Below are 15,530 nucleotides of genomic sequence, written 5' to 3'. Positions count from 1 at the left end.
CCTCATGGGACAGCATTTTTTATATAAAAAATATAAAATGTTATTCAACCGGGAATTTATCAATTATCCCAAGAAGCTTTTGCCTCATATATGCAAAGTCCAATGCATTTATTTGTCCATTTCCATCTACGTCTGCGTTTGTTAAGTCAAGTGAGTCATTATGGAGTTGGAGTATGAATGCTTTTAATAAGGCGAAATCTATGGCATCAAAAACACCGTCTGAATTCAAATCTCCTGCTACTCCGGCTGAAGGTGCAGAACCGTAAATATCTTTAGGCAGTTCATCCAGAGTTATTACGTACTCACTGTTGTAAATAGTCTTTAAGAGCACCGGATCATTATATCTTGAACTGGTTAAGAAATCGCCATACCATGGGCAGAAATAAAGCCACCATGCTCCTTCGTTAACTATGTTCTTAATGTCAGGTATAACGTCATTTTCACTCATTGCCACCATTTTTGTGTCGTTTGTAGCATTTACAAGTGAGAGAAATGCTGTTGTTGCAGCACTTGTTTCCCAAGTGTAAGGTGAGCCTTCATACTTGTCATAGGCAACGATATCCACATATTGGTCACCAGGATACCATTGGAGTGAATTCGCATATGTATAAAGGTTTACTTCCCATATTAAATTATGAATACCGTATTTTTCTGTTAGTGTAGTATAAAGCAGTTTCCAGAGTTCCTTGTAAACCTCAGCACCTGATGAACCCCACCAGAACCAAGCTCCTGAGCCATCGGTATTGTTATACCCCTCAGCTTCATGAAAAGGACGGAAAAGCACTGGAACTTTTGCATCCTGAAGGATAAGGAGCTGTTTAGCCAGTTCATCAATTGCCATCATCAAGTAACCGTACTCTTTTGTTGTTTTATCTAGACAGTTGGCTGTTTTGAAGCTGGCAGTGGGTTTATAAGTACACTTTGTCCAATCCACTTTTTCACCCAACTGGTAGCTTGTGAAATCTGCCGGTATATTGATATGCCAACAAGCTGTTGCAATACCGCCTTTTTCTTTTACCCACTCTATCATACGGTCTGTTGTACCATCTTCCCATCCGTACAGAGGGTTGTAGTTCATCATATCAAAGCCTCTGATTGCAGGATACTTGCCGGTTTTATCATGTATATAGTTGAATTCAAGTTCGTAATCTCCGTTATTACCACTACCATAAATTTCCTGCTGACCTGAAATAACATGGTTCCCATAAACCTTTGTCAGATATTTCATAAGAGATTTTGTTTCATGGGTTGCCTTCGAATCACATGGAGTTGGCTCTATATTCAAATCAGGCATATCTGCATAGTCAAAGGATATTTTATCATATAGTATAAATCCCCAGCTTCCTGATGTTCCAATCTCAATCTTAGCTGTTCCAGCTTCAAGATAGAAGAATCCAAAACTATAATCCATCCAGTCGCCTTTGTTGGGAATATAGAAGCTACCTTTAGATACACCGTTGATACTTACAGTCTGAAGTCTGGTTTCACCAAGATTGCCCAGATACATCCAGCAACGAGTTTTAAGTTCATACATTGCACTTTTAGGAACTGTTACCTCTAAAGTTATTGTTCCTGCATTGGATACCCATACAAATCCATCCCCTGAATACCCCGGATATTCAGTTCCATAAACATTTGTAGTAACAGTAGCACCGTTGCTGAGAGCACAATCTTCTGCTTCAACATCTACAGGTACGGAATAAGCAGCCTGTACCGGAGAGGGAACGGTTGTAAGGACTGTACATGACAATGCAACCGCTGTTAGAAGAGACATAACTCTCCCTAAAATTCTTTTCATAAAAACACTCCTTTTAAATTTTTTTACCTATTGCGAATATAAAAAGAAATAATGCTGTCAGGATGTAATGACGAAATGAATGTAATGAAGTACATATTTAGTTAAAATATAACATAATTTTAGTTTAATTTCAATTTGAATTTTACTTTAATTGAAAAATATGATAAGTGTTGACTATGTAATATTACAAACAGCAACATTATATGGTAAGATTTTATTAATAATATTAATATTTCGTATAAATAAGGAGAATTTATGGATAATATTACTATCCCAAAAGAGTTGGAGCAACTAATTAATGTATTTAGGAATGACTTTTCTGAAATTGATGAAAAAACATCATCGTATAGAATTTCAAAGGATAAGTGGACTTTAAAAGAAATAATAGGCCATTTAATTGATTCAGCCTCAAACAATCATCAACGTTTTGTAAGATTACAATTGTCTGAAGTTCTTGAATTTCCCGATTACAAAAATGATGAGTGGCTAGAAACTCAAAATTATCAGAATATGAGCTTATCAGAACTTCTTTCATTGTTTTATTACTATAATAAATTAATAATAAATATAATTTTGAATTTAGATAGCAAATGTTTAAAACACAGGTGGAATGTAGATTGGGATGAGAATTCTCCATTTATTACTTTTGAAAACCTATTAAGTCACTATGTTAGCCATATGAGAACCCATTTGACTCACTTTAGAGAAAGATTAGGTGAGGCGGAGATGACGAAGAAATAGTTTATAATGGAGGGTTTTGGCATGAGAGCATTAATTTTGGATATGTATGGGGTGGTTATTAAAGACCCGGAGGGAGGTCTTTTGCCATTCATTAATCGTACATTTCCTAATTTGAGCCGGGAGGATGTATATTTTCATTGGAAAAAAGCTAATGTTGGTGAACTATCTTCTTTAGAACTTTTCAGAAATCTAGGATTTCAAGGTGATTTAGATAAGATTGAAAAAGAATATTTAGATACAATAGAAATTGATGATTCTTTTTATGAATTTGCTCCCATCTTAAAGAAACATTATCATTTAGCATTAATATCAAACGATTTAAAGGAATGGAGCAGGTATTTACGTGATAAATTTAAAATTAATGATTATTTTGATGCTATAACAGTAAGTGGGGAATTTAAAATAAAAAAACCAGATATGCAAATATTCATGCATACACTTGATAAACTTGGACTTAAGGCATCTGATTGCATTTATGTAGATGACAGAATATATAATTTAGATGCTGCTGAATCCCTTGGAATGGATGCCATTTTATTTAATAGCAGAAATGTTCAGTACCATGGAAAAACGGTTTTCAGTTTTAAAGAACTTGCCGATTTGCTGATTGATTAATTAATACCATCATCAATAAATAAATATATTGACAAAAATTCTCTTGTGTTATAACATAGTAAACAGATAGGAATAGTGTACATTGTAATAATAGTAAAAAAAGCTAAAGCAAATCTACAGAGAGAAAAAAGAATTAACTTTTGCCTCTGAATAGGGGGTAGGAGTTTTTTATTTAAGAATATTTTTTCAATGTATTTATTGGGGTGAAAAACTGATGGGTATTAATTGGCAATTCATAGCAGATAGCCTGCCTCTTTACTTAGAGGCTGCATGGACGACACTGAAACTAGGATTTTGGGGTATATTGTTTTCTTTAATAATTGGATTAATTTGTAGTATAGTTCTGTACTTCAAGGTCAAAGTGCTAAAATCAATAGTTCAAGCTTATATTGAGTTATCCCGCAATACTCCGCTGCTTATACAGTTGTTCTTCTTATACTTTGGACTTACAAAACTGGGAATCACACTAAACGAGAATGCATGTGCCATTATTGGTTTGTCTTTTTTAGGAGGAAGCTATATGGCAGAAGCATATAGAAGTGGTTTGGAAGCTATAAGCAAGATACAGATTGAATCAGGCCTTAGTATAGGACTAAACAAAGCCCAGTTTGTGAGATATGTGATTTTTCCTCAAGCATTTTCAGTTAGTATACCTTTGTTAGGTGCAAATTGCATTTTTTTGCTGAAAGAAACCTCTATAGTAGGAGCTATTGCAGTGGTTGACCTTATGAATGTAACAAAGGATTTAATAGGTATGTATTATCAAACCTTTGAAGCTCTCTCTATGCTGGTGGCAGTATATTTGCTCATTATTTTGCCGTTATCATTACTATTGACATGGTTGGAAAGGAAGGTGCGTTATGCAGAGTTTGGGAATTAGTGTGCTTTTTAAGGGAATGAATATGCAGCGCCTTTTTGACGGCTTGCTGGTAACAGCAAGGATAGCTTTTATTTCAATTGTTATAGGCTCGCTTCTAGGAATAGTTTTAGGAGTTATCTGGACTTCAAAGTCAAAATGGATACGTTCCTTTTGTCGAATATATCTAGAGGTATTTAGAATAATACCGATTCTTGTTTGGTTGTTTATTATGTATTTTGGAGTTACTACCGCCCTAAATTTACATATAAGTGGAGAGATTACTTCTATTATTGTATTTACTCTTTGGGGGGCAGCTGAAATGGGGGATATCGTAAGAGGTGCACTGGAATCGCTGCCAAAACATCAGATTGAGTCTGGAAAGGCAATAGGCCTTAGTTTTTTAGGACTTTACAGGTACATTCTAATACCCCAAGCAATAAGAAGAATGTTACCGGGTGCCATAAATTTAGCAACAAGGATGGTTAAGACTACTTCTCTGGTAGTTTTGATAGGAGTTATAGATGTTATAAAGGTAGGCCAGCAAATTATAGAACTTTCACGTTTAGAAGTGCCTACAGCATCCTTTTGGGTTTATGGTTTCATATTTATACTTTATTTTATAATTTGTTATCCACTTTCAATGTTATCTAAGAGATTAGAAAATAAATGGAATGGTTAGGGAGGTTATCATGGATAAGGGGAGCAACGAAGTATTACTTGAGATAAAAGGTTTACATAAGAAATATGACGAAGTATCGGTACTAGAAAATATAAATCTCAGTGTTAAAAAAGGAGAAGTTGTTGTTGTTTTAGGGCCATCGGGGTGTGGAAAGAGTACTCTTTTACGATGCCTCAATGGACTCGAAAGTATTCAAGGCGGAGATATAATATTCAGGAATAAAAGTCTCATAAATAAAGATGTAAATTGGCAGGAAATCCGCCAGCACATAGGGATGGTATTTCAGAGCTATGACTTATTTCCGCATATGACAGTCATAGAAAATATCCTTTTAGGCCCTACTAAAGTACAAAAGAGAAATAAATCTGAGGTTATGGAGCAAGCAAAGCAGCTTTTAGACAGAGTAGGATTACTTGACCGGTTAAACTCATATCCTCGTCAGCTTTCAGGTGGTCAAAAGCAGAGAATAGCTATTGTAAGGGCTTTGTGCATGAATCCTGACATTATGTTATTTGATGAGGTTACCGCGTCACTTGATCCAGAAATGGTAAGAGAAGTTTTAGAAGTTATATTGGGACTTGCAAAGCAGGGAATGACAATGGTTATTGTAACTCATGAAATGTCATTTGCTCATGCTGTCGCCGATAAGATAGTGTTTATTGATAAAGGCAATATATGTGAAATATCAGAGCCGGATGTATTTTTTACAAACCCTAAGACAGAACGTGCTAAGCACTTCTTAAATATATTTCAATACTAAAAAAGAAAGGAATGATTGCAATGAATAAAATTAAAAGAATTATCCCATTAGTAGTAAGCATAGTATTAGCTTTGGGGGTATTGGCAGGTTGCGGTTCAAATACTTCAAATAACAAGAGTTCAATTGATGAAATAAAAGAGCGAGGAAAAATTAAGATTGGTGTATTCAGCGACAAAAATCCTTTTGGTTACGTGGATGCAGATGGCAAGAATCAAGGGTTTGATGTATATATAGCCAAAAGATTTGCAAAAGATTTACTAGGAGATGAGTCTAAGGTTGAATTTGTGTTGGTAGACGCAGCAAGCAGAGTTGCATACTTAGAATCAAACAAGGTTGACATAATAATGGCAAACTTTACGGTTACAGAAGACAGAAAGCAAAAGGTGGATTTTGCAAATCCATATATGAAGGTTTCTCTTGGAATAGTATCTCCAGACAGTGCTCCAATTACTTCAATTGACCAACTAAAGGGCAAGAAAGCTATTGTCGCTAAAGGAACAACTGCTGAAACATATTTAACAAAGAATTATCCGGACATAGAGCAACTAAAGTTTGAGCAATATACAGAAATATTTGAAGCATTAAAAGATGGGCGTGGTGCTGCAATAGTTAACGACAATACTGAAGTAATAGCATGGGCAAAACAGAATCCTGGCTTCACTGTTGGTGTGCCATCATTGGGTGGTCAGGATACAATAGCACCTGCTGTAAAGAAAGGAAATAAAGATCTCCTGGATTGGATTAATAATGAACTCACTGCTTTAGGAAAAGAGAATTTTATACATAAAGCATATGATGCTACATTAGCAGATGTATATGGAGAAGATTACAAAGAAAGCCTTGTTATAGAAGGTGGGAAATTAGAATAACTGGCTGTACTGATAGAAAATTAAATAAATAGTAAAAAGGTCGCAATTACTTTGCGACTTTTTTAGTATAAAAAAGTTAACTTCTTCATAATTCCTCCTATATAACTTGTTCAATCTGCGTTTGATAATTAAAAACTTGAAAAAAAGTATTCAAAAAAACCAGAGAAGCATTAAAATTGCGGGATTATTAGCGCTTGCGCATTCATTTCATGAAATAGCTAGTATTACGGCATATGTTGTATTTGGTCACCCCAATTACGCGAAATTTTAATTTCGCGTAATTGGGGTGACCAAACAAACCTTTTTTATCATAATCAAAATTGTTGTAGAAAATTAACAAACGTAGCGTTTAAGCATTATATCCTATTTTCTATAACTTTAAGAAAACAGAAAGTTATAGAAAATGCATAAATATACTCAATATTAATTATTTTTAATATAATATACATTTCTTTTAGGTCATATTTGCATCTTTTTACTTGCATTCAATAATGTACTTTTACATATGCCCGTAATATTAGCTATTTCTTGAAATGAATAACGATCTCGCAATTTTAATGCTTCGCTTAATTGTTTTTTAGAGTATTTTGGAGGTCTTCCACAAGGAATTGCACTATTTGATTGATGATTTTTCCTGGAAATCAAGTGGCCCCTACAAATTTTTTCATATCTTATATCTTCTTCAAATTCTTTTAATGCATTTATCCATTTTTCATTCGAAATATGACCATTTCTTGATATTTCGCCTAATCCTAAGACCTTTAAAATTGCTCTTTTGTTAGAGAAAATGCCACATATATCAGATAATTCGCTTAGGCTAACCGCGAGTCTGGACAGTTTGACAATCACTACAATATCATTTTCTTCTAACATATCAAGTAAATGATTAAATTGCTCATTACCTGTAGTTTTTCTTGTTACTAAATCCTGAAAAATAATTTCAATCCCTTGATTTGTCATAGTTTCTAACTGCTTTTGCATATTAATGTCTCTCTCAGGAGAACAATTCTCAATGGCTCGTAAATATCCATAAATCATTTAATATGTTTTATCCCTTCTCATTTATCTATTGTTATTCTATATCGAAAAATTATATGATGTCAATTTAATTATTACACCAAGTTATTACACCGAGTGTTGGTTTAATAACTTGGTGTAATAATTATTAAATTAAAAAGTTTATTTAATATCATATATATGAACGGTTCTGCTTAGCCAACCTCCTATTCAGTTCATCAAGTTCTTCTGGTTTAAGTTTATATGTTCTCGAACCGACACCTTTATATATAACAAACTCCTTACGTTGTTCATCATTATTATAGGGAAAATGGTCCGTTACCACCCTTGTATCCTCGTTATCCTTATAAAACAAGTCAAACAAATACTCGAATAATCTTTTTGATGTTAGAATGTTTTTGATATCCTTTTTAGTTTTTTTCTTTGATGCTAGTATGTTCTCAGCAAATTGATATTGTTCGTCAGTAATATTTGATTCTATAAATTCTTTGACTTTTTGCGTGCGATGGTTTAAATACTTTTTTTCAAGTTTTTTATTCATCCCAACATTGTATCCCAAAATATCATAATTTGTAGTTTTCCTTGCCAGCATTTTCTTTGAGAGAGCTTTATGCATGGTAAGCTTATCACGACTATATTTTGCATAGCTTATATCCTTAACATTCTCTTTTCCTCTTTTTATGAATGTTGAAACTTCGTCATGATTACGAGTTATAATATATCCCAATTTCTCAAATGAATCATATATTATTGAGCCATATTCCTTATTAGTATAAAGGCGTTCATCCAATATAGAAACAATTCCATAATCACTTATATCACGAATTAACCTTCCAACAGCCTGGTTGAGTTTTACCATCATATGCGGAAAGGATACACTCATAAACTTTGAACCTTCAAGTCCCTCCCCTAGCAAATCTATATATGGATCTTCTGGAACAGGAAATGGCAGACGAGTTATAATAACACAAAGAAGTGATTCCCCTTTTACTGATATTCCAGAAAAAAAGCTCCCAGAACCTATAAGTACACTGGTTTCATCTTTCTTAAATTTATCTGACAAAACCTCAACACTACTGGAATCTTGAACAAAAGAATTAATCCCCTGTTTTTCTAAGTAAGGTGTAATACCAGAAAAGACATTGTTCATGTGTGTCTTGGATGTTGCTAAAATCAAGCTTCTTCCTCCACACATTTCTATAATAGAGATAATTTTTTCAACTTGATTTTCAGTATACTCTGGTGTAGCGCTCTCTTTAGGTGATACCAAACCATCAGGCACATATATTTTAGCTTGATCCCTATATGAAAACGAAGTTGGTAGAGCAAGTTTTCGGACATCCTTTTGCGTTAAATGCCATAAATCTAACATAGGTGTGAAATCCCCATTTGTAGTTAGAGTTCCAGACATTATTACAACTTTGTTGTATTTAGCCAATTCAAGTAAGAAATTTCTAAAGGAACTTGTAAACCCTTTGTTTACTGCATGAACAGTATTGTCTTCATAGCAGACCCAAGAAACATAAGATGCTGATGTGATCTTTCTAATAGCTGCCGAAATTTCTTCTAGTTCTTGTATCTTACTGTCTTCATTTTTGTAGAGTAATAGATTTTTACCTATATTTTTTGATTCCTCTTTTAACATAGCCTCATCAATACAGCTTTTCATAGATATTAGCATGCTCCGAGCTTTTTCTGAAAGCTTATATCTTCCCTGAGCTGATTCAACAGATGATTTCTCTTCCGTGTACAGGCTCCAAAATTTTTCCATGAGTCTAGAATATTTGTTTTTCAGTAATTTCGGAATTAGATGCTTAACTTTACTCAAAGTATTAAGCTTAAGACATACTTCTGTTTGTCCTAAAAAATTCTCTAAAAAATCATGTGCTTCATCTATAATTATAATGCCGGGATTTGTTGGCAGGATAGGTTTACTCGCAGACTCCATGTCTTGAAAATTAAGGAATGAGCGTATTAGCTGATCATGATTAGTGATAATGAGATCATTGGACGAAGACAAAAAACGGGAACGGTGCTTCTGCGTTGGACAATTTAGGCTATATGTACAATTACGACATTCGTAGCTACTTGCTTCAAGGTTAAAGTTTTCCCACAGTTTATTTTCTAAAGGCCTATAAATATTTTCATACTCATCTCTGTGACCCGTTTCTGCCTGTTCAAAAAAGGAAATTAGACTTTCTTTCAAATTTTTGTACCGATGTAATGATTCCATAGCACGTTCATGGCAATAATAATTCCCTTTTCCTTTAGCTAAAATATACTTATTTACTAAACCATATTTTTTTAAAAGAGGGACTTCTTCACGAGTCAACTGACCTTGAAGATTTATAGTCGCTGTAGCATATATAACTTGAGATGAGAGAATTCTATGCTTTTTTTCAAGCATTGCAGGAATCAACGCTCCCAAAGATTTACCAGTACCTACGGGAGCTTCTAAAATAAAAATATTGGGCCGGCTTTCATTAAGTAGAAAATCAGCTATATCTAGCGACATCTGTACCTGTGTTAACCTAATAACATCTGAACTGTAGTATTCTGGTAACTTATTTTCCCAAAAGTCAAGAATTTCTTCAATGCGAGTATCCATCATACCTCCTATATTTAGTGGTTATTACGTTCTTTACTAAAATATTATACTATATTTATGTAATTGTGTTAATATAATTAGAGAATATTTGTTCGGAATTTTGATTTTAATTTGATAATTCCAATCTGTTTTTAGACTTTCCTAACCTATTGTAACAGATAAACCAAGAAAGTTATCTGGCACCTCAACAAGTGGTCCTATAACTGCTGTAAAGACTTCTTTAGATTCTGATAACAACAACCGCTGCTACAGCAAGTGCGCCAAATATGGTTAATACAAACCTTTCCAGTGGAGTAGTTGTATCTATACTTTCTTTCAAGAAACAAGGTCTACTGACTTTTCCTATAACTGTTGAACAATTGTAAGAAGGTTCTTAATACTTCTTGCTAAGCTAGAGATACTTTCGATATATACAGTATCACTTTATTTATGAATTCAATCATTTTTCTGAGTTGTGGTCTATCCAATGATTCTCAGGATACTATAATTAAAAATTTTAAATTATAGTAAATTGACATATTATAACAAAATTATTAATTTTTACATGATATAATTTAGTTGTTCAGTATAACAGGATGAAAATCATATTTTAGGGAGGTTAGATGATAATAAATACAAGTTAAACAGGAGGAATTTATGAAGAAGTTAATTTACATTTTTATAACCACATTTACCTTGTTAGTCTTTGTAGGATGTTCACAGCAACCCAAAAAAGACATTCAAAGTTATATTCAAAATACCTTTGGGTATAAAGATATAAAATCAGTAAATAAAACAGTACCACCGATTTTAGGTGGAAAATTTAATTATTATGTATTGTTTACTGATAAATCTGACAATGAATGTTTTTTAATTGTTGACTTAAATTTTGATAAATATTTATTAATTTATAATAATCTTGTAATTAAACAAAATTCAAAGGAACTACAAGATAAATATAAAGATCTTATTCAATCTAAGCTTAACCCTGTAGATACAAGTTCCGATTATTCCATTAAATGTGACTTAACTGATTTGAATATAAAAAAGTGTATAAGTAATTTGGATTCATATAAAAATGGTGAAATTGGAGAAATGCACATCTTGACGAACTATATCTATAAGGATAAAAAGGATAAAGAAATAGGAGAAGCAGCAGGTCAGTCACAATATGAAACAATTGTTTTGTTTGATACCGAAACGGAGCAGTATTGCTCATTTGATAGCATGAACAGTAAACCCCAAAAATGAAATGAGGTCAAAAGATGACAAAAAGAATATTAAGTATGTTTATAATTTTAACTATGTTATTAACAACATTATGTGGTCAAGCAGTATTTGCTGAAAACAGTAATGATCAGATTGAAATATCAAGCTTTGATATAATACAAGTTGATGCTGAAAAAGTAGCGGCTTTATTTTTACTGAGTGATGTTGTAAACAATCAGGATTCTCAATGGGATAGCTCTTGTAAGATTTCAATAACAACTCCGTTATATGATCTTGATAATAATGTCACAGCGTACGAATGCAAAGTTGTTAAAGATGTTCAAGAGAAAGGCTATATAATAATTTCAGCAAGCAGTAGTTTAAATCCTATAGTAGAGTTCTCATATGAATCAACAACTCCTGCTAACTATATGGATTCTATTATTGCAAGTGATTCTCAAAGTTCTGCCGAGAAAAAGTATTATTTAGGAAACCAACAATATTTTGTCGGAATTAAGGACAAAAATAATAAATTAGAATTTAAATCTATTCTAAAAAACAGAGTAGATAAAAAAGACATGAAGAAATATTTTAAGACAACAAGGACATTAGAAACCATAAACAAGGGAAAATGGTCATCATTTAAAAAAATTGATAGAAAGTCTATTAATGAGTTGTTTGTAGCTGGGTCAAATGAAAATACATATGCCAATGTAATAGATAATCCTCACTTATTTAGAAAATAGATTTGGTCAAAGCAATACATATACTTTGAACACGTCAAGAAATTTATCTAATGTTGGTAATTGGTTGCAGAAAGAATATGAAACTACCGATGGAGTCGGCGCTACTACTGGAAACAGTGTTAACAATTGTAGCCTAAGTGCTTTGGCAAATATTTTAATATATTATGCTGCAAATGGCTATTCAAAGATTCCTCTAGATAGAATAAAGATATACAACAGTTTCAGGCAAAGAGCAATTCTATTAGGATATAATAATACAGACGGGATTAGCGTTACAAGCATTGACAATCTAGTTGAAGAAGCATGGAAAAGTTTTGGTTATACAGACGGTAGCGGATCTAATAACTATGCGTGGTCATTTGCTGTTTTTGAAGCTCAAATTAACAACAGTCGGCCAGCACTCTTTTCATTAGCATCCAGGCCATATTACAATCACACTGTGGCAGTTAAGGGGTATAATATATACAAAAATGGTACATCAACTTATCATTTTTTGATAGTTAAAGATAACTGGAATAAAGGGGATAGATTTATATCTGACCAAGAATTTTACCTTGGGTGCCATACAACTATTACCCCTCCATCATTTAAGTCATAAAGTATTCCGAATTTGTGTGAATCAATTATGAATTTGAACAAACTATATATTAACTGCAAGAAAATAAAAATTTTCATAATATAGGATAAATTGAAATGGCTAATCTGTAAAATACACACACTTATAGCCGTTTTCTGTTCCATTACTACCTAAAATCCAAAACTAATAAAAAGTTGCAACTAATTTAAAAAGGGTTGCAGCTTTTTAGTTTAGTTAAAAATGTCAAGTTATATACAAATTCTCCCTTTGGCGTGGTTTTATTGGGATGTTAGCGGTATCCCTATAGGTACATGAAAAATTATTAGTATTCTGAATATTAATCTTTAATTCCAAGGATTTTTGCCAAATCAACGATATTATTATTTATCTCTTTTAAATAGGTGTTTTCCTTTTGACCTACAATTTCTTCTATTAATTCTTGATTATTATCAAAAATATGCAAAAGTTCCTTTTGAATATATGTATCCCCTTCTTTTTTTAAAACCATTACATCATTTGTAAGCGGTAAACCATGAGTACCTATACAAAAATACCGCCTTTCGGCGGATATAATTTTGCTAATTTTGAGTTGCTTTTCTGCATTCTTCAGGCAAATCTTCTGACCAAGGAAGCAGCTTGTCTATAAAGGATGTATCCTTATCATCCATATGTTGGGGAAGCTGCTGCAGTAAATATTTAAAGTAATGGTATGGTTTTAAGTTATTAGCCTTAGCTGTTTCTGCAATACTGTAAATTATTGCGCTTGCCTGGGCTCCTTGAACTGTGTCTATCAAATGCCAGTTGTTTTTTCCTATGCAGAAGCCCCTTATAGCTCCCTCTGTAACATTATTATCCAGAGGTACGTAACCATTTTCAAGAAATGTTCTTAGATATTTTTCTTGATTTAGGCAATAGGTAAAGCCTTTGCCTGTTTCTGATTGTGATGGAACGTCACTTCTATGCTCTTTAACCCATGCAAAGAAAGCTTCTACTTCAGGCCTTACAAGAAGCTTACGTCTGACAACTCTCTCTTGTGGAGATAGCCCCAAAAGATCATTATCTGTTTTATATATCAAAGCTATTTGTTTTAATGCTGCATATGCTAATGTATCTTTAGCGGTTTCTTTGTCCATTGTCTTGACAACATCCGCAAACCTACGACGGGCATGACTCCAACATCCTGCTATCTTTATGTCTGGTTCTTCTTTCTCAAGCTTGTGGTAAACTTCATATCCATCGGTTACAATAATCCCTTTATACCCCTTGAGAAATTCTCTTGGATGATCAGCTTTACGCGTTTTCTGGTAATCATACAGGATAATGGGCGGAGCCTCGTACATTTTGCCCGTACGATATACCCACATGTAGCTTTTAGAACCGGCAGATCTACCATCCTTTGAAACAAGCACTGGTGTCTCATCAGCCTGTGATACGCTGCACTGATAGAGTTCCTGATGCATTCTATCATACAATAGTGACAGGTACCTCTCGGCACATTGTATTGTCCAGTTTGCCATTACCTGTCTGGATATATGTATGTCATTTCTGGCAAACTCCTGTTCCAACCTGTATAGAGGAAGAGCATTTATATATTTTCCATTTAGTATACCAGCTGCCAGAGTTGGCGTTACAATACTGTTGCGCAATAGATCAACAGGGCGGTTTGCCTTTACAATGGTTTGATTGTCCTTTCCTGCATATACTGCAACATGATGCTCTTCCACCTCAAATGTAGCAGGGTGAAATTGAAGGCGCTTGTACACTTCATCAGGCAGTCGTTTCCATGTGTCTCCGAAAATAGATCTTAACTCATCGTCATTAAGAGTATGTTCAATGATACTGACAGGCAAATCCTTTAAGTCCTCATTACGTTTTCCTTTTGCTTTTTTTCGCTTATATGGCTTAGGACATACTTCATCAAATTCAGGTTCTTCAATAAGCTTTCCGGCAGCAGTTACTTCTGCTTCGTTAAAGCACAGTTCCATCTGCTCATCATATACCATCTTTTCAGATGAACGTCCAAATCTTTTCTGCTTTCCAATTTTATTTGCTTCAATCAGAAGAGTGATGTTTTTATTCATTTCTTCTAATTGAGTGCTTTGTTTTTCAAGTATGGCCTGCTGCTTCAGAAAAAGCTGAACAATATCTTTTTTACTATATTTAGTTAATTCCAGTTCTGTAAATGTTTTATCCATGAATCTACAATATCATGAAAAAAGACACAATGGAATAGAAAAGTCTCAAGTTTTAAAAGTCGTGGATAATTACGGAAAATATGTGAGGTTTTGCACAATTTCAAAAGAGTTATCCACTAGATAATACGGCTGGGAGACACTTTCTTAACAGCTTTTGCTTGCTCAATGGCAAGACCTTCTGTTAGCCATCGGAATTGTTTAGGTGTGATTTCTTTCATTTCTGCTTCACTGCGAGGCCATTGAAATCTTCCGCCTTCTAAACGCTTGTATAGTAATACAAAACCATCACCTTCCCAAAGAAGACCTTTTATCCTTGTTGTTTTTCTTCCGCAGAAAAGAAACAGGATGTTTTGAAAAGGATTTAAATGAAATTGATTTTGAACCATCCCAGCAAGGCCATCAATTCCTTGGCGCAAATCGGTATAACCACATGCAATGTAAATCTGGTCAAAACCAGTAGCATTATTAAACATTTTGGAGTACCTTCAGTACTGTCTCTATCAGCTTAGGGCTAGTATCATTATTAATTTGTAATTGGCATCCTCCAACGTTAACAATCATCTCTGTGCTAAAAGATACTTCTTGCAAGGACTTATTACGGGAATTCGTGAGTTGAACGGGTGCGAAAGTGATTGACGAATCCTTTGCTGAATTATCTACCGATGAACAGAGTTGCTTACGTATTTTACGCTGCCAATAAAAAAATTGAGCCATATTCACATTGTTTTCCAAGCACCAATCCTTCACAGACATTCCGGTAGCACGGCATTCCTGAATAGTAGCAGCCCATTTTGAAAGAAGGTACTGTTGTTGTACTTTTTTAGTCTCCATTGATAAAACCTCCTTGAAAAACTTTATTAAAGTTTTTCAAGCTAACT

At 33.7% G+C, this 15,530-nt stretch carries 16 protein-coding genes; 9 read left to right on the top strand and 7 right to left on the bottom strand.

All coding sequences use genetic code 11. The annotated features are described in order from the left end of the window. Positions 1-40 precede the first annotated feature (40 nt). On the bottom strand, positions 41-1,798 hold the full coding sequence (locus K412_RS0118930) for a glycosyl hydrolase (RefSeq protein ID WP_024834543.1): 1,758 nt from the start codon (positions 1,796-1,798) through the stop codon (positions 41-43). A 255-nt stretch (positions 1,799-2,053) separates the two neighbouring features. On the opposite strand from K412_RS0118930, the gene K412_RS0118925 reads away from it, so the two are divergent. The 6 genes from K412_RS0118925 (at position 2,054) to K412_RS0118900 (ending at position 6,321) form a co-directional block, all read left to right on the top strand. Further along, positions 2,054-2,539 (top strand): DinB family protein, encoded by a 486-nt coding sequence (locus tag K412_RS0118925; protein ID WP_024834542.1) that lies wholly within the window; start codon positions 2,054-2,056, stop codon positions 2,537-2,539. Between the two features lie 21 nt (positions 2,540-2,560). After that, positions 2,561-3,154, top strand: a complete 594-nt coding sequence (locus K412_RS21200) for an HAD-IA family hydrolase (protein WP_024834541.1) — start codon at positions 2,561-2,563, stop codon at positions 3,152-3,154. Between the two features lie 214 nt (positions 3,155-3,368). Next, the gene (locus K412_RS0118915) at positions 3,369-4,034 is read left to right on the top strand and encodes an amino acid ABC transporter permease (protein WP_024834540.1); all 666 of its coding nucleotides are present in this window, start codon (positions 3,369-3,371) and stop codon (positions 4,032-4,034) included. Then, positions 4,015-4,692: an amino acid ABC transporter permease gene (locus K412_RS0118910; RefSeq protein ID WP_024834539.1), complete on the top strand. Its 678-nt coding sequence runs from the start codon at positions 4,015-4,017 to the stop codon at positions 4,690-4,692. The genes K412_RS0118915 and K412_RS0118910 overlap by 20 nt, the downstream gene beginning before the upstream one ends. A gap of 10 nt (positions 4,693-4,702) precedes the next feature. Continuing rightward, a complete protein-coding gene (locus K412_RS0118905; protein ID WP_024834538.1) occupies positions 4,703-5,452 on the top strand; it encodes an amino acid ABC transporter ATP-binding protein in 750 nt (249 codons plus the stop codon). Between the two features lie 20 nt (positions 5,453-5,472). Continuing rightward, on the top strand, positions 5,473-6,321 hold the full coding sequence (locus tag K412_RS0118900) for a cysteine ABC transporter substrate-binding protein (RefSeq protein ID WP_024834537.1): 849 nt from the start codon (positions 5,473-5,475) through the stop codon (positions 6,319-6,321). 459 nt (positions 6,322-6,780) lie between these two features. Here the strand turns inward: K412_RS0118900 and K412_RS0118895 are convergent, their stop codons facing one another. Together K412_RS0118895 and K412_RS0118890 are read right to left on the bottom strand one after the other, a co-directional pair. Beyond that, on the bottom strand, positions 6,781-7,359 hold the full coding sequence (locus K412_RS0118895) for a recombinase family protein (RefSeq protein ID WP_034848353.1): 579 nt from the start codon (positions 7,357-7,359) through the stop codon (positions 6,781-6,783). A 151-nt stretch (positions 7,360-7,510) separates the two neighbouring features. Further along, positions 7,511-9,949, bottom strand: coding sequence for an ATP-dependent DNA helicase (locus K412_RS0118890; RefSeq protein WP_081741831.1), 2,439 nt, complete (start codon positions 9,947-9,949; stop codon positions 7,511-7,513). 633 nt (positions 9,950-10,582) lie between these two features. On the opposite strand from K412_RS0118890, the gene K412_RS0118885 reads away from it, so the two are divergent. Genes K412_RS0118885 through K412_RS0118875 form a run of 3 tightly spaced genes read left to right on the top strand, consistent with a single transcriptional unit; the run spans position 10,583 to position 12,478 of the window. Continuing rightward, positions 10,583-11,176 (top strand): hypothetical protein, encoded by a 594-nt coding sequence (locus tag K412_RS0118885; protein WP_024834534.1) that lies wholly within the window; start codon positions 10,583-10,585, stop codon positions 11,174-11,176. Positions 11,177-11,190: 14 nt separating this feature from the next. Then, positions 11,191-11,880 carry a hypothetical protein gene (locus tag K412_RS0118880; RefSeq protein ID WP_024834533.1) on the top strand — a complete coding sequence of 230 codons (690 nt, stop codon included), beginning with the start codon at positions 11,191-11,193 and terminating at the stop codon, positions 11,878-11,880. Between the two features lie 25 nt (positions 11,881-11,905). Beyond that, positions 11,906-12,478, top strand: a complete 573-nt coding sequence (locus tag K412_RS0118875) for a hypothetical protein (protein WP_157833861.1) — start codon at positions 11,906-11,908, stop codon at positions 12,476-12,478. A gap of 316 nt (positions 12,479-12,794) precedes the next feature. Here the strand turns inward: K412_RS0118875 and K412_RS22435 are convergent, their stop codons facing one another. From K412_RS22435 to tnpA, 4 genes are all read right to left on the bottom strand, one after another. After that, positions 12,795-12,965 (bottom strand): hypothetical protein, encoded by a 171-nt coding sequence (locus K412_RS22435; protein ID WP_157833860.1) that lies wholly within the window; start codon positions 12,963-12,965, stop codon positions 12,795-12,797. A gap of 70 nt (positions 12,966-13,035) precedes the next feature. Beyond that, a complete protein-coding gene (tnpC, locus tag K412_RS0118865) occupies positions 13,036-14,652 on the bottom strand; it encodes an IS66 family transposase (protein ID WP_024834531.1) in 1,617 nt (538 codons plus the stop codon). 116 nt (positions 14,653-14,768) lie between these two features. Further along, the gene (gene tnpB / locus K412_RS0118860; protein ID WP_024832085.1) at positions 14,769-15,125 is read right to left on the bottom strand and encodes an IS66 family insertion sequence element accessory protein TnpB; all 357 of its coding nucleotides are present in this window, start codon (positions 15,123-15,125) and stop codon (positions 14,769-14,771) included. Further along, positions 15,118-15,483, bottom strand: coding sequence for an IS66 family insertion sequence element accessory protein TnpA (gene tnpA / locus K412_RS0118855; protein WP_024834530.1), 366 nt, complete (start codon positions 15,481-15,483; stop codon positions 15,118-15,120). The genes tnpB and tnpA overlap by 8 nt, the downstream gene beginning before the upstream one ends. Positions 15,484-15,530: the final 47 nt, after the last annotated feature.

It is taken from the genome of Ruminiclostridium josui JCM 17888 (assembly GCF_000526495.1).
Taxonomy (GTDB): Bacteria; Bacillota; Clostridia; order Acetivibrionales; family DSM-1351; genus Ruminiclostridium; species Ruminiclostridium josui.
Note: the sequence above shows the minus strand (reverse complement) of the source record. Positions and strands in the feature narration are given on the sequence as shown.